General features: G+C 59.6%; 24 protein-coding genes and 1 tRNA gene. 10 read left to right on the top strand and 15 right to left on the bottom strand.

The genetic code is table 11. The features are described 5' to 3' along the window. Positions 1–35 precede the first annotated feature (35 nt). From QXZ94_RS09355 to QXZ94_RS09325, 7 genes are all read right to left on the bottom strand, one after another. On the bottom strand, positions 36–1,028 hold the full coding sequence (locus QXZ94_RS09355) for a hypothetical protein (protein ID WP_315720171.1): 993 nt from the start codon (positions 1,026–1,028) through the stop codon (positions 36–38). Beyond that, entirely contained in the window at positions 1,000–1,353 is a 354-nt protein-coding gene (locus QXZ94_RS09350; protein ID WP_315720170.1) for a hypothetical protein, read from the bottom strand. The genes QXZ94_RS09355 and QXZ94_RS09350 overlap by 29 nt, the downstream gene beginning before the upstream one ends. Then, positions 1,353–2,129 (bottom strand): dCTP deaminase domain-containing protein, encoded by a 777-nt coding sequence (locus QXZ94_RS09345; RefSeq protein WP_409998739.1) that lies wholly within the window; start codon positions 2,127–2,129, stop codon positions 1,353–1,355. Before QXZ94_RS09345 ends, QXZ94_RS09350 begins: the two co-directional genes overlap by 1 nt. Positions 2,130–2,421: 292 nt before the next feature. Continuing rightward, complete coding sequence (locus tag QXZ94_RS09340) at positions 2,422–4,983, bottom strand: S8 family peptidase (protein WP_315720168.1); 2,562 nt, start codon at positions 4,981–4,983, stop codon at positions 2,422–2,424. 58 nt (positions 4,984–5,041) lie between these two features. Beyond that, a complete protein-coding gene (locus QXZ94_RS09335) occupies positions 5,042–6,040 on the bottom strand; it encodes an ATP-binding protein (protein ID WP_315720167.1) in 999 nt (332 codons plus the stop codon). A gap of 603 nt (positions 6,041–6,643) precedes the next feature. After that, positions 6,644–6,717 (bottom strand) — tRNA-Cys (locus QXZ94_RS09330). Between the two features lie 173 nt (positions 6,718–6,890). Next, a complete protein-coding gene (locus QXZ94_RS09325; protein ID WP_315720166.1) occupies positions 6,891–7,199 on the bottom strand; it encodes a hypothetical protein in 309 nt (102 codons plus the stop codon). A gap of 323 nt (positions 7,200–7,522) precedes the next feature. Between QXZ94_RS09325 and QXZ94_RS09320 the strand changes: the two genes are divergently transcribed. Further along, complete coding sequence (locus QXZ94_RS09320) at positions 7,523–8,098, top strand: ubiquinol-cytochrome c reductase iron-sulfur subunit (RefSeq protein ID WP_315720165.1); 576 nt, start codon at positions 7,523–7,525, stop codon at positions 8,096–8,098. Positions 8,099–8,177: 79 nt separating this feature from the next. Beyond that, positions 8,178–9,920 carry a methanol/ethanol family PQQ-dependent dehydrogenase gene (locus QXZ94_RS09315; RefSeq protein WP_315720164.1) on the top strand — a complete coding sequence of 581 codons (1,743 nt, stop codon included), beginning with the start codon at positions 8,178–8,180 and terminating at the stop codon, positions 9,918–9,920. A 146-nt stretch (positions 9,921–10,066) separates the two neighbouring features. On the opposite strand, the gene QXZ94_RS09310 is transcribed toward QXZ94_RS09315, so the two are convergent. From QXZ94_RS09310 to QXZ94_RS09285, 6 genes are all read right to left on the bottom strand, one after another. After that, the gene (locus tag QXZ94_RS09310) at positions 10,067–10,246 is read right to left on the bottom strand and encodes a hypothetical protein (RefSeq protein ID WP_172108797.1); all 180 of its coding nucleotides are present in this window, start codon (positions 10,244–10,246) and stop codon (positions 10,067–10,069) included. Positions 10,247–10,781: 535 nt separating this feature from the next. Continuing rightward, positions 10,782–11,198, bottom strand: a complete 417-nt coding sequence (locus tag QXZ94_RS09305) for a response regulator (RefSeq protein WP_315720163.1) — start codon at positions 11,196–11,198, stop codon at positions 10,782–10,784. Beyond that, positions 11,195–11,641 carry a response regulator gene (locus tag QXZ94_RS09300; protein WP_172108801.1) on the bottom strand — a complete coding sequence of 149 codons (447 nt, stop codon included), beginning with the start codon at positions 11,639–11,641 and terminating at the stop codon, positions 11,195–11,197. Before QXZ94_RS09300 ends, QXZ94_RS09305 begins: the two co-directional genes overlap by 4 nt. A 234-nt stretch (positions 11,642–11,875) precedes the next feature. Next, positions 11,876–12,721 carry an EamA family transporter gene (locus QXZ94_RS09295; protein WP_315720162.1) on the bottom strand — a complete coding sequence of 282 codons (846 nt, stop codon included), beginning with the start codon at positions 12,719–12,721 and terminating at the stop codon, positions 11,876–11,878. A 35-nt stretch (positions 12,722–12,756) separates the two neighbouring features. Further along, positions 12,757–13,260, bottom strand: a complete 504-nt coding sequence (locus tag QXZ94_RS09290; protein ID WP_315720161.1) for an NUDIX domain-containing protein — start codon at positions 13,258–13,260, stop codon at positions 12,757–12,759. 303 nt (positions 13,261–13,563) lie between these two features. Further along, complete coding sequence (locus QXZ94_RS09285; RefSeq protein ID WP_315720160.1) at positions 13,564–13,806, bottom strand: helix-turn-helix domain-containing protein; 243 nt, start codon at positions 13,804–13,806, stop codon at positions 13,564–13,566. Between the two features lie 1,008 nt (positions 13,807–14,814). On the opposite strand from QXZ94_RS09285, the gene QXZ94_RS09280 reads away from it, so the two are divergent. The 4 genes from QXZ94_RS09280 (at position 14,815) to QXZ94_RS09265 (ending at position 17,333) form a co-directional block, all read left to right on the top strand. Beyond that, positions 14,815–15,315: a terminase small subunit gene (locus QXZ94_RS09280; protein WP_315720159.1), complete on the top strand. Its 501-nt coding sequence runs from the start codon at positions 14,815–14,817 to the stop codon at positions 15,313–15,315. 320 nt (positions 15,316–15,635) lie between these two features. Next, positions 15,636–15,815, top strand: coding sequence for a hypothetical protein (locus QXZ94_RS09275; protein ID WP_315720158.1), 180 nt, complete (start codon positions 15,636–15,638; stop codon positions 15,813–15,815). 256 nt (positions 15,816–16,071) lie between these two features. After that, positions 16,072–16,314: a hypothetical protein gene (locus tag QXZ94_RS09270; RefSeq protein WP_315720157.1), complete on the top strand. Its 243-nt coding sequence runs from the start codon at positions 16,072–16,074 to the stop codon at positions 16,312–16,314. After that, positions 16,311–17,333 carry a ParB/RepB/Spo0J family partition protein gene (locus QXZ94_RS09265; RefSeq protein WP_315720156.1) on the top strand — a complete coding sequence of 341 codons (1,023 nt, stop codon included), beginning with the start codon at positions 16,311–16,313 and terminating at the stop codon, positions 17,331–17,333. The genes QXZ94_RS09270 and QXZ94_RS09265 overlap by 4 nt, the downstream gene beginning before the upstream one ends. A 135-nt stretch (positions 17,334–17,468) precedes the next feature. On the opposite strand, the gene QXZ94_RS09260 is transcribed toward QXZ94_RS09265, so the two are convergent. Together QXZ94_RS09260 and QXZ94_RS09255 are read right to left on the bottom strand one after the other, a co-directional pair. Beyond that, positions 17,469–18,299 (bottom strand): hypothetical protein, encoded by an 831-nt coding sequence (locus QXZ94_RS09260; protein ID WP_315720155.1) that lies wholly within the window; start codon positions 18,297–18,299, stop codon positions 17,469–17,471. 141 nt (positions 18,300–18,440) lie between these two features. Then, entirely contained in the window at positions 18,441–18,773 is a 333-nt protein-coding gene (locus tag QXZ94_RS09255; RefSeq protein WP_315720154.1) for a hypothetical protein, read from the bottom strand. A gap of 96 nt (positions 18,774–18,869) precedes the next feature. Between QXZ94_RS09255 and QXZ94_RS09250 the strand changes: the two genes are divergently transcribed. From QXZ94_RS09250 to QXZ94_RS09235, 4 genes are all read left to right on the top strand, one after another. After that, entirely contained in the window at positions 18,870–19,049 is a 180-nt protein-coding gene (locus QXZ94_RS09250; RefSeq protein WP_315720153.1) for a hypothetical protein, read from the top strand. A gap of 67 nt (positions 19,050–19,116) precedes the next feature. Further along, entirely contained in the window at positions 19,117–19,335 is a 219-nt protein-coding gene (locus QXZ94_RS09245; protein ID WP_315720152.1) for a hypothetical protein, read from the top strand. A 35-nt stretch (positions 19,336–19,370) separates the two neighbouring features. Beyond that, positions 19,371–19,739: a hypothetical protein gene (locus QXZ94_RS09240; RefSeq protein WP_315720151.1), complete on the top strand. Its 369-nt coding sequence runs from the start codon at positions 19,371–19,373 to the stop codon at positions 19,737–19,739. A gap of 3 nt (positions 19,740–19,742) precedes the next feature. Further along, the gene (locus QXZ94_RS09235) at positions 19,743–20,090 is read left to right on the top strand and encodes a hypothetical protein (protein ID WP_172182138.1); all 348 of its coding nucleotides are present in this window, start codon (positions 19,743–19,745) and stop codon (positions 20,088–20,090) included. Positions 20,091–20,092: the final 2 nt, after the last annotated feature.

Below are 20,092 nucleotides of genomic sequence, written 5' to 3'. Positions count from 1 at the left end.
GCTACTGCTCGGCTCAGCAACACCTCCGCTTTGGATTAGTGCTCGGCCCACCTGGCGCAAGTCAAATGATTGCTGCCGCGGGAGAAATAGTGGCACTTCCCATGGTTGCGGCATCCATTGTGGAGTTGCTGCAGAAACTGGGGGTTCGCAATAAGGTCGCGACAGAGGCCCGGATGCATATTGGAAGGAATGCCGGTCCAGTCGACATCTAGGATGCGGCCAGAAAAGATGAATGAGCGCATCGGGTGTCGCACTCCAATGGCGACGCTATCTCGGAGCCGCTCTATGAGGACGTCTGGGCGCGCTGGGTAAATCAGCCTCTTGTCGATATTGTAAAAGCCGGAAGAAAGATCAACGAAGTCGAATGGAAGCCGAGCGATGGTGTCCTGAAATTCGACCGAGCCAATACGATCAAATTCTGGATCGCCGGATTTTAGCGAGATGCGTATGGAGGTTTGCAGACCTTGTCGCCGCAGTCGCTCAGAGAGCAATGATAGCCTGTCCAGCACCTGCGTGGCGTTGCGATAGATGCGATTGTCAACTAATAGGCTGAGCAGATAGCCGTGAGCAGCGTGAATTTGGATATGGCCGAACCCGTGTTGGGTTGCGATGTCTGCTGCCGAGTCAAATGAATTGAGAAACGCATAGATCGCTTCCGGTCCGATCTCATTTACCAGATTGCGCGCCCACGGAATGAAAACATGCGAGGCGGATGATACAAATTTCCGCGAGCCGACATACCCGCTCCACGCGGTCGCCAGCTGAATGCCTGGTAGCGTCCCTCTTGATCGGATTGCGGTAGCGAGATCGGCCCAAACTGAAGCGGTTGTAAGATGTGGCGTCGCGGCATTGCTCCCAAAGCCGCCTGGCACCGTAACATTGCCCACGATTGCGCAGTGCAGTCGTGGCGAACTTCGGCTCCTGTAAAACTCCAGAAAGCGATCATCCGGCGCGCCACGTGTGACGAAGCCGGTGTTGACGGCGAGAAGAAAGACGAGCCTATCGCTCCAAGTGGCGATATCGCTCATCGTTGATTTTCATTTTTTTAAGAAGGTCTTGCTCAAGATCACCTCCTAGGATTGCAGATAGACGAAACAGATAAATCGCGACGTCGGCTAGCTCGGAACGCAGCTGCGGCATGACCTCCGCAAGACTAGGTCCCACGTAGCCTGGGGTCGACATCGCTAAACCAACTTTTTTCAGAGGGTCGGCAATCTCCCCGACTTCGCTGATTAGACCCACGAGGTCGCGCATGAGTTGATCGTGCCGCTCGGCATCAGTTTCAAAAATCACTGGGAAACCGCGGCGCTCGTCAGCATCGATTTGCTTCTTGATGAGGTCTGAAAGCTCCATTATCGAGTCCTACGCATAGGGTTAGCAAAGACCGTGGCGAGCCCAATGATGCCGCTGGCAATTAGACTTCCAACTATCCCGGTGAAAAGGTCCAAGAGCCTACCACTGACCAAGAATAGCAGCGCCGAGTTAATAACGATCGCCAAAACAAGTCCGATGTTTGTCAAACGCTGAGTTTGCTCAACCTGACGGATGGCGGTTCGTGTCGCTGCAGGAAGAAGCGCAAATGCTTCCTCCTTTTCTGAGAGCACTCTAGGGTCGTTCGCGACCTCGTGGTGTTCTTTCTGCAGGTGCGTTTTGATGGGCCAAATGCCGGCCTGAAACCCGTGCTGCCCCTGATATAGACGGGCAGAGGGGCTAGTGAGCCGCGTAAAATCAGCCTTTGCGATCGGCTCTCCTTGCGGCAGCTGGATATATTTATCGCTGACGTTCTGGGTTACGATGCCCAAATTTCCGCCGAAGCCAGGATCGGCATAGGTGGCAACTGGGCTCAGGCCAACGCTGAACAAAGAGCCTTTGCTCACTACTCGCACAAGAATATCGGATGGCACCTCCAGCTCCTCAGCGGTAATGAGCACTACCCGGTGGCCCGGCTTGATCAGGACCATCTCACTCGGTGCAAGTGTGAAGCGCTTTCCGCCCTCGGTCAGATCGTAATAGACGGTGCCCATCCGCAATTCGTAGCAAGCTCCCGCTAGCCTACCCGGATCAGCCCCGCGGATTAAACCCCGGGCTTGGATTTCAGCACTGATGTCAACGTCACTTAGCGTCGTCATCTTACCCCGCTTGGCTTAAGCTGACCTTTGATGCTTATCTTCGTCGGCTCAGTGCTATCGCGTCACAACAGTGCGGGAAAGTAAATTTCGCGTCCCACATACGGTTCTCAACGAGAGATAGATGGGATGCCTCCTGCGCACGGGTTGTTCATACGGTCCGCGAGCCAGCGTTGCCAATGGTGTGCGCGGCAGATTCTTCTCGTCATCACTGTTTAGCATGGTAGAATTTATGAAGGCCGAACGTAGCATCGTCACGCCGAACGTAGCTGGCTGGCACACTGTGGTCTCACGCCTACGCTTGGCCCGAGGTAAGTTCCACCTCCGTCGCCACCCTAATCGCGGCCTCGATCTCTGCGTAAAGATCCACCGCGTGCCCTGGCGCTGCGATCGATATGACGAGGGCATAGCGTCCTTTGTCGGTCACGCGTTGCTTGCCCAGGTGCGACTTCCACCAACCGCCGACCGGATACACTGCAACTGCATCGTGACCCGCTAAGTCGACTGCGTACCCGCGCCATAGATCGCAATGGAGTGACCCGGCTTGTACAGCCTTTGGACCGAGCAACCAGCAGTCGGCTTCCTTATCTGCCGTGGTTCCGTCCCGGTCTTGCGCAGCGTTGATGCGCGCTCGGAACGCAGCAGCAGTTTCGGTGCGCTTCTTCATCGCGAAACGCAGGCCGAAAGACCGATAGGTGTCGGGTCGCGTTGAGGCTCGGCCTGTCAGATTTGGTTCGATGAAGTAGGATAGCGTCACTTTCATGGTGACGATCTCATTCTCGAGTTGCTCTAGCGCCGCACGTGGCCAGGGCAGGTCGTAGAAATGCATCTCGTTAAACACGCCGGTGCGACCATCCTTGCCGACGGTGTAAGGTTGGATCTCTGCTTCAGCAACCAACGTCACGTCATTCCGGGCCGACAAGATCGCGCGCTCAACATCCGGCACGCCGTAGCCTATCTCGCGAATGATGTTCTGCCTCTCAGCCTTTGAGTTGGTGGTCTTCCAGTGTGCGCCCTTGCCGATCAGCTTTTTCCGGATTGGCTTTGGCCAAGTTGCACTATCGACGGCAAGCGCCCGATGGGTTTCGGGCCACCGCTCAGCCAAGGCCGCCTGAAGCCGTCCAACAAAGTGACCGGCGACCCCAGCCGCCGCGCTCGTCGCCCAAAAGGGCACTAAGGGCTCGACGACAACGTCTGATCCAGCCGCAAGCAGCGAGACTGCCGGGTGCCATCCGCAGAATCCGATATCGTCGGACAGCATGTTACCGGCCTCGAACAGCACTTCCGGCTTGATCGGTGTCAAATCGTCGGGAAGCGACTGGGACCCTCGGCTGAAAGGACTACGATGATTGGCGGGTACGACTGGCTCCCACGCCGGCGGAGGAGCCGGCATCTGATCCTTCCGAGTGAAGCCGCCGATTGTCAGCGCGTTCCAACTTTGTGACGGGTCCTCAATTGGATGTGAAGATTGCACGTCGACGAGCATTCCCCCGTCGACGTTGCCGGCCGCTACGATGACGAGCCGCTTTGGCGCTGAGGACGCGGGAACCCCATCGGCCGCATCGCCAGGCATTGAGCCCGAAGCGATCTGATCAAGTGCTCCACTCCAAGTCGATGGCCGGCTCGACGGGAAATCAATCGCTGAGTTCGCGAGACAGAATGCGCGCATCACGCCCGGCCGTTCGATTTCGACCTTAGCAACGGCGCCTTGGGTGACAACTCCATAGCTCGGCGGCTTGGTTGGCGGAAAGCCTTGCGGGGGAAGTAGCTTCATGGATTCCACGCCGTGTGTCAGCTCGACGGGCTGTGCTCCGTTCACGTGCGGCTCAAGGTCGCCGTAGAGAATAAGGCTGGCTATACCCGTTCCGTGTCCACCATCAGGGACGTGGTCATCTGTTTGCCAAGCCGCATCGTAAGCCCATGCGCCTTTCAGGCCTGGTGCGATGAGTGGATGGTCGGCGGAGACGCCAGTGTCGAGTGCGCAGACGACAGATACATCCTTTGGCGACGGTATCACGCGTTCTGCAAGTTCAGCCACCCAGTCGTGCTGATCCAGTCCGGGTCCACTCCGGTCCAAAAAAGGCTCGATAGTCCCGAGCGCACGCCTAATTTCGTTGATTGCCCCAGGCACTCGGGAAGCGAAAGCGGCGATCGCACTTGCCGCGCCGTGGACGAACAGAATTGTCGTATCGGGGAAGAAGAGGCGATCGGTATGCACGTCGAGTTCGGCAGCACGGGCTCGTTCGGCCACCCTGTCGGCCCGGTCCGGTCCGTTTTGAACCCAGAGCTCCCACCAGACAAAGTCCGGTACAGTGAAATCGACGTCGCCGACGAAGAGTGACCGGGCGGACACGGGCGCGATCGTTTCGACGACCTCGAAGCGATCAACGTCAGCGCGCCGCTCGTTGCCCGGGTCACGTCCGTATTGCGTAATGCGTCCCTTAAGGAAGGTGCGCGCGTCATCAGGTACGAACAAGAGCGCGCTCTCTGTACGATCTTCTCTCCGCTCGGTTCGCAGGACGATGATGTCCTGCGCGGGAAAGTCCAGCCCCGCGGGTACCTTCGCCGCCTTTGTACGTGACCCTTCGTCGGGTGGGCGCGTCGAAATCTCGACCACCGTACCTGGCTTCAGCCCTTCGATTCGCAGGCGCGCATCATCGGCCGACGCGGGCAGGTCGCCCAAGGCGTGCGTTAGCTGATTAAGGAGGGCGTCCGCGTGCGCAGCGTAATCTTCTCGCAGCGGCCTTCGTTCCTGCCTGCGCGACGGAAATTCGTACTGCGTCGCTTCACGAAATGCGTTGAATGAGATGTGCGGACGATTGGGCGTCCCATAATCGTCTTCATCAGCCCCCGCCATTTGCCGCTAACCCTTGAGCATGAATGTTTCATCCCGTTCGGCATGCAAAGGGTTTTCGCTAACGCCGTTGGAATTTATCCTTCAGGGTCTGACGGTTCTGAAGCGCGCGCCCGAGAGCGTTCGGCAATACCTTCGACGCGCCTTCAAGAATTGCGTCCTTAACGACAGCGTCGGCCGCACGGACAAGCTCGCCCTGACTTAATCCGTCGAGCGCGGACTCGACTGATGCCCACGAGCCACTCAGCTTGAATTTTCCGAGCCGTCGCTCAAGAATCGCTCGCGCTACTTTCCAATCCGGATAGCTGTACTCAATCACCTCGTCGAACCGTCGCGCTAACGCTTCGTCGAGGATCGCAACGTGGTTGGTAGCCGCGAGCACAAGACTATCCGTCGAGTTTGGCTCCTCCATGAAGGCGAGAACCGAGTTGAGTACGCGGCGGATTTCGCCCACGTCGTTCGGATCGTTGCGACGGGAGCCGATCGCGTCAAACTCATCCAGCAGATAAACGCCCCGCGTCTGCGCGATCTGATCGAAGAGCACGCGCAGCTTCGCCGCGGTCTCGCCAAAGTAGCGGCTGAACAGCGCTTCAAGCCGAACGGTGAACAGCGGCAGATGAAGTTCACCCGCCAGCGCTGAGGCCGTCATGGTCTTGCCGGTGCCTGGTGGCCCCACTAGGAGCATGTGCGTGCTCGGCGTTTGCCCATGGTCGCGCAGCCTCGCTCGCTCCTGCTGCTGGCGCACAATGCGGCTTAAGCGGTTGTGCACGTCCTCCGAAAGAACCATGCTGGCCAAGGTGACTTTGGGATAGGTGCTCTCAACAAGCCCCTGCAGCTCGCCGCGCGGCCGTGCGAGCGGGATCGGCGTTTGACCACCCGTCGGACGCCCCCGGCGCTGCTGGTCGCGAGCCTTCTGGACCAAGCGTTTAAGTTGGTCGGCTTCCTCGGTGCGACCTTGACGAGCCTCTTGTGCCGCGACTTGAAGGGCGATCGAAAGGAATTGCTCTGCATCACCCTCGATATGGGAGTTGAGGAGCGCGACCAGGTGCTTCGTCGACATGCTCTCCTCCTTATCTCCGTGGGCAAGGCTTCGAGTAAGCGCCGCGGCGCTTAAGGTCGGGTTCAAGAATTACGTTAACGACCGGGCTCGGCCTCTGTTCTCGGCTTTAGCCTAGCCTAGCGATTCCTCCTAGTAACGAGACAAAATCGTCGGTCGAGACTTTCGTTCTACTTCAACGCGAAAAGTTAGCCTGTTCGGGGGATTGCTGCCGGCCGGGGGGCGCTGCTGCATTGCGTAAGAATACACCGTGCCGCGGTGGTGCAGGAAGAACCGGGGGCGAACATGCTCAGCGTTGGATGTCGGTCAATTCGTACCAGATCGGGCATCCGGTCGCCTTGGTGACGGAGCCGCAATCTCCTCAAAATCCTGATCGTCGTCTGTCAAGGTGAGAACGCCGTCAATCCCATCCTCGATCATGCTGGCAACGACAGTGGGAACATTCCGAAAGGCCAGGCCGGCAGCACATCAGCTCGAAACATTTGCTGCCGATGGGATCGCGATCTTCATTTAGAAGGGCCAGTCTCCCCACAGTCTCCCTAAACGGAAAAAACAGCCTCGCGTCCTTAGTGCCAAGAACCGACTTAAGTGCTTGATTTGATTGAGTGGAGGCCACGACCAGAATTGAACTGGTGTAAACGGTTTTGCAGACCGCTGCGTAACCACTCCGCCACGTGGCCCCATGGCGCATGCCTTAGACTTTTCCGTCGCATGTCGCAAGTGCAACGGTTCGCCGAGCGGAGGCGGCATCGTCACGCACCCGCCGGGTGTCACGTTCCGTGTATGTTTTCAGGCTACATGGCCGATCGTCCGGCGAGATCCGATCATGGCTCCCAACATGACGTCGCGGTTTTCATTCCGCGATGGTGAGACCAACAGCAACATCCTCGCCTGTGCGTGCAAGCCTCCGAGTTCGCGTGTCATCAATTGCGGAGGACAAATCGTGGAGCAATGCCTTCAGCTCGGTTGATAGGCCCGCCGTGTTGACGATCTTGATGATGTAAGGCGGCTTGAGCGTGTTCAAGCCACCTCCAAAAATGGAATCCAAGAACGCACCTACGATGTCGCCGTGCCATGTCGGCGCTCCAATCGCGCCCTTGAGCGCCGATCGGAAATCGTCAGGCGTTCTCCAGTTCCTTGCATCGAGTTCGATGTCCTGCATATCCGTATGATCGGCCGCTGCAAAATGAAGGCTCCCACGCTGCGACTGTCGGAGCCTTGCTGCAGGATGCTCAAGCGCGATCAGTGACGCAATCGTAGTGCGTGAGCGCACGCCCTGCAACCGCGGCGTTCGCCGGCTGCTGCATCCGCGATGACGCGAAGCAGCGACGATATTTGAAAACATCGCGGCGAAATCGCGCTGCGCGCCTTGATTTCGGCGGGTTGTATTGTTCTAATCATTCTATGTCAGGGTGCGCTGCGGGACGGCGGGTGTAAGGCAGCATTCCCAGAACTCACACACAACATCACACGCAAAGATCTGTCATGGACGAGCATCCGACACGTCGTTCGGTGGTTCTCGGCACGCTTGCCGCTTGCGCGTCGGTCGCAGGCGCGGCGGCCGATGACGATGATCCTCGTAAGGAGAAGCGGCCACAAAAAGGCGACCTGCTCGTCTTCTCGGAAGGGGACCGCGAAGGACAGACGATCACGCTGGGCGACATGAAGGTCGGAGAGCCACCGGTCCATGCATGGCCGAAGGATCCGATTGATGCGATCGTGCGCGACGGTTCGCGGCTGAACGAAGTGCTTCTCGTCAGACTCGATCCGAACGAGCTCGACGAGAATACGCGTTCGCGCGCGGTGGAGGGCATCGTCGCCTATTCGGCGATCTGCTCGCATGCGGGGTGTCCGGTAACGGCCTGGATCAAGGCCAGCGAAGGCAACGACGATGTCTTCAAATGCATGTGCCACAACTCCGAATACGATCCACGGCGCGGGGCGCAGGTCGTGTTCGGTCCCGCGCCGCGGCGGCTTGCCGCGTTGCCCCTCGTGATCAAGGACGGCGTGCTCGTGATCGCCGCACCTTTCATCGGAAAGGTAGGTGGCCAGCAGGGCTGATGAGATCTCGTGTGCCTATCGGAACTCGCATCGTCACGACAAGCATTGAAGCGAAAAACGAAGCAGGGGAGGTTTGTCCATGTCCATCACGTCCATCACGATCAAACAATGGCTGCTATCGAGCGCCGTCGCGTTCAGCTGTCTCGCCGCACCGGCGGCCATCGCCGGTCCGATCGACAATTACAGTCCGGTTACGCCGGCGCGGCTCGAAAATCCCGAGCCCGGCAACTGGATGCTCTATCGCCGCACCTATGACGGCCAGGGCTACAGCCCGCTCGACCAGATCAATACCACCAACGTCAAGAGCATGGTGCCGGTCTGGACCTTCGCTACCGGCGTGGTCGAGGGGCACGAGGCGCCGCCGCTGGTGAACAACGGCGTCATGTTCATCACGACGCCGATGGGGCAGGTGATCGCGCTCAATGCCAAGACCGGCGATCAGTACTGGCGCTACAAGCGCGAGCTGCCCGAGGATCTGTTCCAGCTGCATCCGACCAACCGCGGCGTCGGGCTGTGGCAGGACAAGCTCTATCTCGCCACCACCGACGATCATCTCGTCGCGCTCGACGCCAAGACCGGCAAGGTGCTGTGGGACAAGAAGGTCCAGGACTACAAGAAGGGACAATATCTCACGCTGATGCCGCTCGTCGTCGACGGCAAGGTCATGGTCGGCGGCTCGGGCGGAGAGTTCGGCGTGCGCGGCTATGTCGCCGCTTACGATGCCGAGGACGGCAAGGAGCTGTGGCGCACTTTCACGATCCCGGCCGAGGGCGAGCCCGGGCATGACACCTGGAGTGGCGATGATTGGAAGAACGGCGGTGGTTCCGCCTGGATGACCGGCACCTACGACAAGGACACGAAGACCGTGTATTGGGGCGTGGGCAACGCCGCACCATGGCCGGGGAATCTGCATCCCGGCGACAATCTCTATACCAGCTCGGTCATCGCGCTCGATCCGTCCACCGGCAAGATCAAGACGCACTTCCAATATCACCAGAACGATTCATGGGATTGGGATGAGGTCGATGCACCCATGCTGATCGATCTGCAGCGCGATGGCCGCACCTTCAAGAGCCTGATCCATCCCGGACGCGACGCGATCTTCTGGGTGCTCGAGAGCACGCCGGAGCACATCAAATACGTCAACGGCTGGAACTTCGTTCACACCGACGTCTGGAAGGGGATCGAGCCGGAAACGGGGCGGCCGATCGTCGATCCCGCGCACAAGCCGACGCTCGGCAAGCGCGTCGATTTCTGTCCGTCGCTCTGGGGCGGCAAGGACTGGCCGTCGGCGGCCTACAGCCAGAAGACGCGCTTCGTCTACGTGCCGGCGAACGAGAACTTCTGCGGCGGCTTTACCGGCGAGAAGTTGCCGCTCGTTCCCGGACAGCTCTGGCTCGGCACCAAGGCCGAGGACATCGGGTTGACGGTGCGGCCGGGCGCGGATCATTTCGGCGAGCTGCAGGCCTGGGATCCGGCGTCAGGCAAGAAGGTGTGGTCGCACAACTTCCCGAAGTCGCAATTGTTCGGCTCGGTGACGGCGACCGCGGGCGATCTCGTCCTGGTCGGCGGCACCAACGACCGGATGTTCCGCGCCTTCCACGCCAAGACCGGTGAGCTGCTGTGGGAGCAGAAGACCAACTCGGGCATCATGGGGATGCCGGTTGCCTATGAGGTCGACGGCACCCAGTACATCGCCGTGCAGTCCGGCTGGGGCGTCGATGCGCAGCGCATCCAGGATGCGCTCGCCAAGGGGAACACGGGGCTGGAGGACAACGTGCCGCAAGGCGGCGTGGTCTGGGTGTTCGCCGTCAAGAAATAGCTGGTGTGATCAGCAAGGCGGCGGCCATCGCGCCGTCGCCATTGCATCAACGGGAACCGTTTCGGGTGAAGTCAGAGGACGACCGTCGACCCAATCGCCGGGCGAGCCGGACGCATCAAGAACAGGCCCGAATCCGCAGGCGCGAATCAGCAGGCCGCGAACCAGCCATCCGGAAACGGGATCAGCGGCCAAGCGCCCTGATTGTCGTTGGCAGCCTTGGGGAAGGTTGAAATTGAAAACAAGCGGGCCATGGAATCGATCTCAAGCTCTGGCGCAATAGCCGTTCTTACAACGTCCATCAACAACTCGTATTCGGCTTCGCTCATCGTGCCCTCGCGCAACTGCGAGCAAGATCGCAAAGCTTCACTTTGTTCAAATTGAGCGGATCACTCAAATTCTAACGATCCGGAGCGAAAGACCTAATTGGTTACCGGTGCCTTTCGTTCCAGCGATAGGTATCTCAGTCTGCGAGCCGTCTGGTGTGAACGAGGTCACATCCCATCGAACTTAATCGTTCCTAAATGGCTCCAGGACTTCGCGTGTCCGCATGAGATGGGATGAAGAAGATGAAGCCGCGATTCGGACGACGCTTTGTCGCAGGCTCTCGAGCTTCGCCGAGCTCGACGCTCAAGCTCTTTCTGAACCTGTTCCTTCTCGCATCAGTCCGGCGCCGACCGGTCAGGCGATTCGCGGTCGTCCGGGGCTGACGAGCCAACTTGCCAAGCGCGCGTTCCGGCCTGGATGCGCACGGCTGCAATTCAGCAACTCCCGCGCGGCGGCCCTGGACTGTCGGCGACGCATGCCGTCCCGCAATGAAGGGCGGAGCGGGCGCGCGTGTCAACGGCTCATGTCCGGGTCATCCTACTGTCGGGTCATCGTCGCGACGGCAAGGGGCTCGGAGTCGTGAGCGAGAATGTCTCGCATCAGCTGCGACAGATCGCGTGGCTTGAACGGTTTTGCCAGACGATGCAGGCCGACCACCCGGGCCGAGAGTCCGAGGAAGTCGGGCGTCCCGTGTCCGGACTCCAGGACCATGCCCGACATCATCACGATCGGCATGTTCGGCCGCGCTGCTCGCGCGGCCCGAATGACGTCGTTACCGTCCATGTCGGCCAAGTTGAGGTCGATCAGGGCGGCGGCGAAATCGTCGCGTGCCACGGCGTCCATCGCCAGTCGACCGTCCGTGACGGCGGTGACAGCATAGCCTTCGCGAACCAGAAGATGCTGGATGACACAGCAGACGCCAACTTCGTCATCGACAACCAGGATGTTCGTCATGAGGCTTTCCTGACAGATGTGGCTGCGGAGCCGGGTTGCCGGGCTTCGACCAGCAGCTGTTGACGGACCTCGATCGCACGATCCACGGCTTCGAGCAGGTCAAGAATGTCGAACGGCTTCTGCAGAGCCGCCGTCGCTCCGAGCTTGATCGCCATGCCGAGGAAGTCCGGAGCTCCCTGCTTCTTGTCGGTGAAGGCGTAGCCGGAGATCGCAATGAACGGCACCGTGGGATCAATCTTGATAAGCTCGCGAATGGTCGCGATTCCGTCCATGCCCGGCATGAACATGTCGATCACGACGGCATCGAACGAGACGCTGCCGATCAGCCGAATGCCGGTGGGTCCGTCCGGCGCGAGAAACACGCAGAATCGCTTCTTCTTCAACAACGTTTCCAGCGCAGCGCGCGTGGCATAATCATCATCAATAATGAGGACGGTAGGCATGGGCCACCTCAGTATCAGCTGGACTGAAGGACTCTCACGCTACAAGGACAATAGGGCTGGGACTCAAAAATGACAAAGTGATTAACACTGAATTAGTTGCCTCCGATTTGCAACCAGGAGTTTTACGGAGGTTTCGTTGGCGTGCATCATCGTGGCACATCTATGCACACTGCGATGAACATGGAACTATGGCATTCGGCAGCGTTCCTCCACAGGACGCAGCGACAGGCCAGCTCAGGCCGGCTTGAGCAATGCGATGACGACCAGGCCTCCTGTGATCAGTGCCGCGCAACAGAGCCGTCGTGGCGTTGGACGCTCGTTCAGAAACAGGACACCGATCAGCGTCGCAAACAAGACGCTGCACTCGCGAAAGGCGACAACGCTGGCGATCGGATTTCGGCTCAGGGCCCACAGGAACACGGCGAACGAGATGACGCCCAATGCTCCCGCGACGAGGACCGGGAGCAGGGCGTTACGAATATCCGACAGGATTGCCGGTCCTTGCAGTGCCGACGCGACAACGAAGAAGACGACGCTGTCGAGCACGATCACCCAGACCGTGAATGACGCCCATCCCTCGATCTGCCTGGTGCCCGCGCCATCAACGACCGAGTAGGCGGCGACCATGGCCGCGGCAGAGACTGCAGCCCAGAACGCGCGGCGGTCGATCGGACCATGGATGCGGTCACGTGCAAGGCCGAGGATGCCAAGGACGACGATGAGGATGCCGACGAGCTGCTCGAGGCCGGGCCGTTGCTGCAGCCCGACATAGGCGAGCAGCGTCGCGAACAGTGGCACGGTGCCGCGGGCGATCGGGTAGGAGCGCCCGAACTCGGCCGAGCGGTAGGCCGTTGCCAGACTTGTCTTGTATCCGGCGTGCAAAACGAGCGAGGCGAGAATGATCGGCCATGTCGATCTGGATGGCATTGGAACGACGAACATGAAGGGCATCGTCAGCACGCTGCTGACCAGACCCATGCCGGCCAGGATGGACAGCCCGCTGCCGGTCTTGACGATCGCATGCCAGGTCGCATGCAGCAGACCAGCCAGCAGCATCAGAATGGCAGCGACGGGGTCCAACGTTGCAGGGCCTTGGTGAGATCGGGGCTCGGAGGTCAGTTCTCGGGCCGCCAGCCTGCTGCAGCAAAATACGGTGCCGTGTCTTGGTCAAACGCCTGGCGAGAGATGATTCGGCTCGACGGCGACACTGGGAGCTGTTCCCATTCCTCGCGATCGACGAAGCGCAGGGTTGCAATCTCCTCGCCGTCGGGCACGAGCGCCCCGCCGACGATCACGGCTTCAAAGGCGATCACGGTGTAATAGGTCAGGTCGCCATTGGGATAGCGGATGAGAAATTCGGGTCCGCCGAAGACACCGAGCAGGCGCTGCGGCCGAACGATGAGCCCGGTCTCCTCGAAGCATTCTCGGCTGGCTGCGTCGGCCGGATGCTCGTTCGGATCGATGGCGCCGCCGGGCAAGGTCCAAAGGTTGGTTTCGGCGTCGCGCCCCAGAAGGATTCGGCCCTTGTCGTCGAAAATGGAGATCGAGACCGCCGTCGTCGCCAGGAGATCGTGGCCGATCTTGCTGCGGACGGCTTTCAGATGGTCGGAAATGGGCATCGCGGGTCGTCGCTCGCAGGAGGTCGGCCCCGCTTGCCCGAGCCCTCATGCGCCGTCAAGACGGGCCGCACGCGAGCAGATCCCGGCTGGAGATCGTCCGGGCTGGCCATGTGGCAGCGCATCGGTCCGCACCGAACGCCGAGAGGGATTATTCGTGGGGGAAGAGGTGGGGGTGAAGAAGAACCATTCGGCATGGCCAGAATGGCTCCCCGGGCTGGATCAAGTTTTGTTACAGCACGCCTATTTTGACAGTGTTTAGGAAGCGCGGGCGAAATGTGCCCCCAACTTTGCCCGCGCCTCGGTTCACTGATTCGCCTTCCGCTGGCGGCGCGGACCGGGCCCGCCGACAGGCTTCCATTCCGGCAGGTCGGAGTTCATGGCATCGAGCGAGTCCATGTCGATGAGCGTGGTGCCGTGGCGCTTGTAGGCCTTCACCTCTCCGGCAGCCAACCGGACATAGAGTTGGCTTTTGCTGATCTTGGCGTATTCGCAGGCTTCCTTGACGGTGCAGATGCGCGGTTTGGACCGCGCGGCCGATGTAGTCATGTCTCCGCTCAGGCTTGAGATCGTCCAAGATTGGACGGCGGCGATACTAATAGGAAGCAGCCGGAACTAACAAGACGGTCAGCTCGATCGAGTGTCGATAGCTCGTCGGAAAAAATTCTCGAAAGACAAAACAGAAATAAACTGCGCGACTCCTCAACGGGTTGAAGTCGTGCTCTTAAAGTTGTTTGTGAACAGTTTGTTCAAGTTCGCTGACGGATCGGCCGATTTGCTCAAGTCGTGGGATTGAGCCGCGTTCGGATCAGCCGTAAAACGAAAACGGCCCGCGTTCTGGCGGAACGCAAGGCCGGAGATCGTAAGCGTGGGGCAAGGCAGCAACTCCAAAGCCCCTGAGCATCACAAGCGAGAAACGTAATAGCCCTCGCTTCTTTTTCCGGCAATAGCAATTCCGTCCTCAATGCGCGGCCTGGTGTCGATAGCCAGCGCCCAATGCGCATGAGTGCCCCGGAAGACAGGACCGGGCATGGATCGGGAAGGGCATCCCACGAACTACACAAGGACGCATGGTGATTGCCATGCACGCACCGCCGAGCTGCGCGATCGGCTGGTTGGTGCCGCCGCTGCATGAAACAGCAGAGTTACTTGACGCCGACAGGGCAACCCCGGCGTCGCCGAACATCGGCGCTCTGTCGATCGCGTGTGCTTGCGACGACGTGGCTCCGTCAAACACCGCAGGGACGCTTCGCTCCCGGTAGGGCGAAGTGTGCCCACTCAAACGTTCACCATCAAACACGGACACGGACTGCAGGCGCGTGACAGAAGCGCAGCCCGAAGGCGAAGCGCATGTCACACGCCGTATGAGGAGATCACGATGGTTACCCAGCCGAGTTCTCAACGACACAGCCTGCTGATCTCGATGGCGATCAGGCGAGCGCAGACGCCGAGCCGCAAGACGATGCTCGAAACGATTGCGCGACAGCTTCCAACGTATGGTACGCTCACGAGAGCGCAGCTTCAGCTGGCGCATACAACGCTGACATCGACTCGCTGATGCCCGAATTACCAAACCGAAAGCGTGAGAACTTCTGCAACGAGTTGCTGCGCAATCACATGAACGCAGGCAAGGCCTATCAGGCCGCTTACGGCGTTGCAGAGCGCCATGTCGCCGATGCGGCGGGAAGTCGGTTGTTAAGGAATGTTGCCGTGAACGCCAGGATCAATGAACTACGCCGCGATGTCGTGCCCAAAACCCGCGTTACTGTCGCGTCTCTGCTCACGGAGCTGCAGGCGACGGTCGACGCCGCCCGCGCGGCGAAGCAGTTCGGCGCGGTCAATGGCAGCCTCACCCTGATCGGCAAGCTGACGGGCCTGCTGCGCGATCAGATCGAGGTCGGCGGCGTGGGCGAGTTCGACGCCTGCCAGACGCCCGAGGACGTCATCGAGTGCATGGAGGCTGATTGCGGCGGGCCTGCCGAACTGGTCGAGCAGCTTGAGTTCATGCTCGACATCGCGCGGCGTCGGGCAGCTGACAGGGCGCTTTCGGTGGGATAGTTGGGGGCACATTTCAAGAAACAGCAGAAAATCTTGTGTTATCAACGTCGATTTGCTCCTCACCCTGGAGCATGTTCTCCTTCCTTCGGGAAGCGGAACGCCGAGGCACTGATCGACGCCCCTGGTGTCGTCGCCGTGCCACGGAAAGCCGACCGGACCCTGCACCCGCCTCCGAGCGGCGGGAGGGGACCCCCACCACCGGCACCCCGACTAATAGAACGGGTCCTCTTGGAAAATCTGTTCCACCATGCGTCGCTCCTGGAGTCCCGCCTGTCCAGGAGGTAGGGTTTTCATGGGAACCAGTTTTGGTTGAGGTCGGTATGAGCAAGCCGCGAGTTGAGATTGTCGAGCAGGATGACGGGACGTTTCATGTCGAGATCGACGGGGGCGGTCTCCCGGACATCTCGCTGGTGTGTGTGACACGGGAGGATGCCGAAGCCGAGGCCCGGAAGCTCAAGCAGAAGTACGGGATCGTCGATGGCTGGACGGACTCGGACTGAGAAGCGGCCCCCACCGGGCCGGAAACCGGGTCCTGACGCGTTGGCTGCGCACGGCCGCTTCTGCATGGGCCGGAGAAATGGGGCGTACGGGCAGACTTCCCATCAAGAGACGGCTGCAACACCCTGCAGTCATGCCGCTGTTGTTCTCGCCGCTATCGACAACTGATTTTGCGCTATCGACACCCAATCACGGCCGCACATCTTCACGGCCGCGCTGATGCATGTAGTCTCCGCTCGCTGAACGAGGGAGATACACATGACGGCAGAGACAAAGGTGCCGGTGACGATGAGGGCGCTGATTGCGCGCATCAACCGGAAGCTTGCGCATGATTACCTCGCAATGCGGCGCTGTCGCAGTAGTTCGCGTTGGTACTACGATCTCGGCGACTTTTACGTGGTCGACAACCTCCACAACAACATCGAGGCTGTCTCGATCGACCCGGTCGAGTACGGGCGAGAGCTGGGCGTTCTGCAGCCGTTTGAAGAGGTCGCGGCATGAGCATCAAATCTTATCCGGTGCATCCGGCTGCAGCTATCTTCCCTATGATGTCGGAGGAGGAGATCGCGGACCTTGCCGAGGACATTAAGGAGAATGGCCTTAAACATCCGATTGTCATCGGCGAGCATGAAGGCGAGGAGGTGCTTGTTGATGGCCGTAATCGGCTGCGCGCATGCGAACTGGCCAAAGTCCAGCCGACTTATCATAAGCTCAAAGACGAGGATCATCTGGCGTTCATCCTGTCCACCAACGTCAAGCGGCGGCACCTCAACTCGGGCCAACGAGCGATGGCGGTGGCTATGATGTACCCGACACCAACACCGGGTAAGAGTCTTCCCGATGTCGGGAAGACTCAAGGCGAGAGCGTCAAGACGTTCCAAAACAATCTCTCTATGGCTCGCGCCGTGCTCGCAGACAGCCGTGCGGCTGCCGAAGACGTCATGGCGGGTACCAAATTCCTCGATGCCGCCTACCAGAGCGCGAGGGCCAACCAAGAAGCTAAGCGGGAGGAGCAGGAAAAGCGAGAGTATGTCTCAAGAGAAGCACCCGACCTGCTGTCACTCGTTCAAGATACCCGCATCAGCCTTGATGAAGCCATTGAGCGGCTGCAGGCTCGACAGGCCGATCAGGCCAAGCTTGCCAAGATTGGGGCCGATGCGCCGGACCTTGTTGCGTTGGTCAACGAAGGACGCATGACAGCGCAGGATGCTCTGGCTGAACACGAGAACCGTGTCGACAAAGAACGCCATTCTCGTAAGGCAACGACCGAGCTGCTGGCAACGGTTATGAGGCACCTTTCGGTCCGTTCCATGAAACCCGCGGAGGACGCTGAAAGGCTTATGTTGAAGTTCGATGCTAGTTATTGGCCAAACGGCGAGTTAGGCGAGCCCGATGCCGCAATGTTTAAAGCTGCTGCGGACCTTTTCGCAGCGTGTGCGCGCCTTCGCAAAAAAGCGATTGAGAGCAAATCAGCGACGAATGCTGGCCACCGCCGAGTCCCGCGGCATGTGCGGCCATAGCATGTGCTTGGAGAGCGTCCAGCTCGGCTTTTGCATCCCTGTCGTACATCTTGGCGCGCAGCAGCTCGAATGGCTGTGCAACCTTGATGAGGCTCAGATTGTCCGGAAAACCGCGTGTGCCGTCTCAAGGGCAGGCTAGGGTTTGGGGGGCGGCGGCGTCAGTGCTGTCGCGACCTTCGGCAATCGAGCAGCCAGGTCTGTGGCGAACTGCGAGCAAGCAAACGCAATTTCATCGAAGTCCGTTGACGTTATCGTCAAACGGTCTCCTGCGCGAAAGACGCGTATCCTGACGTCCGTCCGAAAGAAAATCTTCTCGCCCGCTTCGACAAACATATCTCGATAGATTTCAAGTTCATGCCCGCCTCTCAGAACAAAGCCTTTCAGCCGAGGGAAGCGAAGTCTCATTTCGCCGTTTACGTCTACGTCAACCCCGCCAACAACGCCGTTCCTATGCTCCAGGCAGTTCCTGGCTTTCTGCATCGATTCAAACGCGTCTGCGAATTCCAAAGGCGTGTCGAGCCGGAGATTCACGGCTGCCAGTAGTGAGGGAAAGTTCATTTTTGTCGCTTTCTCGCGAAATGGAGCAAGAATCTCGCCCAGAGTAGAACTCGATCGAACCTGAAGGCGGCCGATGCTAGCCAATTGGGCGAAGAAATATGCCTCTTCCAGGGAAGCACGAACGCCCCTCATCAGTTCCTGGAATGCCTTAGGTAGTATCCAGTTTTCGTGGACTGCGCGCCTTTCGATGGTCGACCACTCAGGTGCAGGCGAGCTGAAGCGAAAGAAATTGCTTGTCGACGCGGGGGGCGGCTTGCTCAGGTCAGTTGAGTCAAGAGCTTGGAAATACAGATCGATGACTTCACGACAGACCATGGCCGCCTGTCTTGCCGGGGCTGCTACCCCATCCGGATTTAGTTGGATCGGAAAATCCCGAGGTTCGGGCGGCAAGGTGCCTTCACGAGTCATGATAGCCTCGCTCTCCAGTCGATGCTGATCCCGGTACGTCAAACAATGCGAGGGGCGCAACTTAAGGTAATACATCGCAGGATATCTCTGCGCAATTCACTTGATGCCAATTCCGCTTGGAATAAGCCGGTCTGCGGGCTGTCAACCAATACCAGCCTGTAGGGCCGTGACGGTGATTGAGCCCGTAGTCGATGTATTGCTAATGCGCCATGCCGCGATCGGCTGCGTGATCGAGCCGGCTTGGTTGGCTGAACTGGTGACGATGGCGCTTACAGCGGATGCGCTGAATACGGTCGGCCCCGCCGATGAGGGGTAGACGCCTGTCGGGTCGTCAAAGGTGATCTGCAATGTGTACTGGCTGGACAAGCCCGAAGTGAGGATGCCGAACCCAATATTGATCGGCGTCGTATGCCAGTTGACGAGCCGCCAAGGTGAGATCGTGCCAGACGCGGCCGTCACGTAGGTTGGCATCATGTTGGTACTCCGTTGAATACTAACAACTTCTTGTTTGCGCCGTGTCGTTCGCATAAAATGAACGTGTCAACGCTCTTTGTCTAGAAGGCTGTGATCATGTCAGGTCTCGAACGAGCTGCTGCCGACGTCCTTGCTGCTGAGGACGATGTCCGCAAAGCAATGGAGGACTACCGGCGCGGCGGCACCCCCAACAAGATGAACAGGGCCAACGATCGATTGGCAGATGCGTGGAGCGAGTACCGCGATTGCAGCGGCGGCGTCGCGCCGCGTCGGTGACGCGACAGCGTTACGTTGCGAGCGGCTTCAACGCTGGCTCACTGCATGCAAGTGACAGGACGCTGTAATGGCAAAACAACCGCGCTTTCCGATCAAGTTGGAGTTCTGGACCACGCCGGAGCAATTCGACGCGCTGCAGTTGCTCGCCGAGGCATCGTTGATGGACAGATCGGACCATCTGCGGCAGGCGCTCAACGTGCATCTGATGCAGCATGGTGCGCTCGCAGCGGTGCGACAGCCGCATTCCAACGGCGCCAGTCGCGGCGCATCTGCAGACCCAATCTGATGGAGGACCCCATGGCGTACAGTTACGAAGACATCATGACCGCGCAGGCCGAGCGCATCGCAGCCGAACGGGCCGAGCTGAATGCCGAGCTTGAAGCCGGCCGCATGAACGAGGACCCCAGTAGGGTGAACTACGCTGCGCACCGCATCCTGGAATTGGACGCGCAGGAGGTATCGCTCATGCAGCGCGCCAACACGCACTACACGCAGACGCAGGCGGCGGCCCGGAAGCAGAACCCGTATGGCCTGAGCGACGAAGAAATGCAGGTCGCCGGCAACTTCAGCCAGAACCCTAACCTGTCGCGCGATCAGAAGATCGAAATGTATGCGCGCCAGAAATCGAAGTATCAGCAGATGCGCCGCGACGGCAGCTACCGCGACGATCAGGGCACGGTCCGGAGGTGAGCCATGGTTCTGACCTTGAAGAGTAGCCGAGTTGCTGAGGTCTACATCGTCGAGCTTGAGGCCGATGGCGCCAAGCGCATCGCCCGCGCCACGCAGATGAACAACAACCCGAAACAGTGGTCAGCGCAGATCGAGCACCCCGCAGGAACGCGGCCATGTTCGAACATCTACGGCACGCGCGGTGATGTCGCCGTTGCCCTCGCCGAATATCTCAACCGCACGCGTAGCTCATATCTGCAGGAGGCCGCGCGCGGTCATCGGCCAGAGCAACAGATGCGCGATGCCAACGTCCGGGTCGACGAGTTTGGGCAACCAATGGAAGTCACGACCTTCCAGACCCGCAGCCGATAGGA

Source organism: Bradyrhizobium sp. SZCCHNS2022 (genome assembly GCF_032377575.1).
In the GTDB taxonomy this organism is placed as follows: Bacteria; Pseudomonadota; Alphaproteobacteria; order Rhizobiales; family Xanthobacteraceae; genus Bradyrhizobium; species Bradyrhizobium aeschynomenes.
The sequence above is the reverse complement of the archived record's forward strand: the minus strand, read 5'-3'. Positions and strand labels throughout refer to the sequence as shown.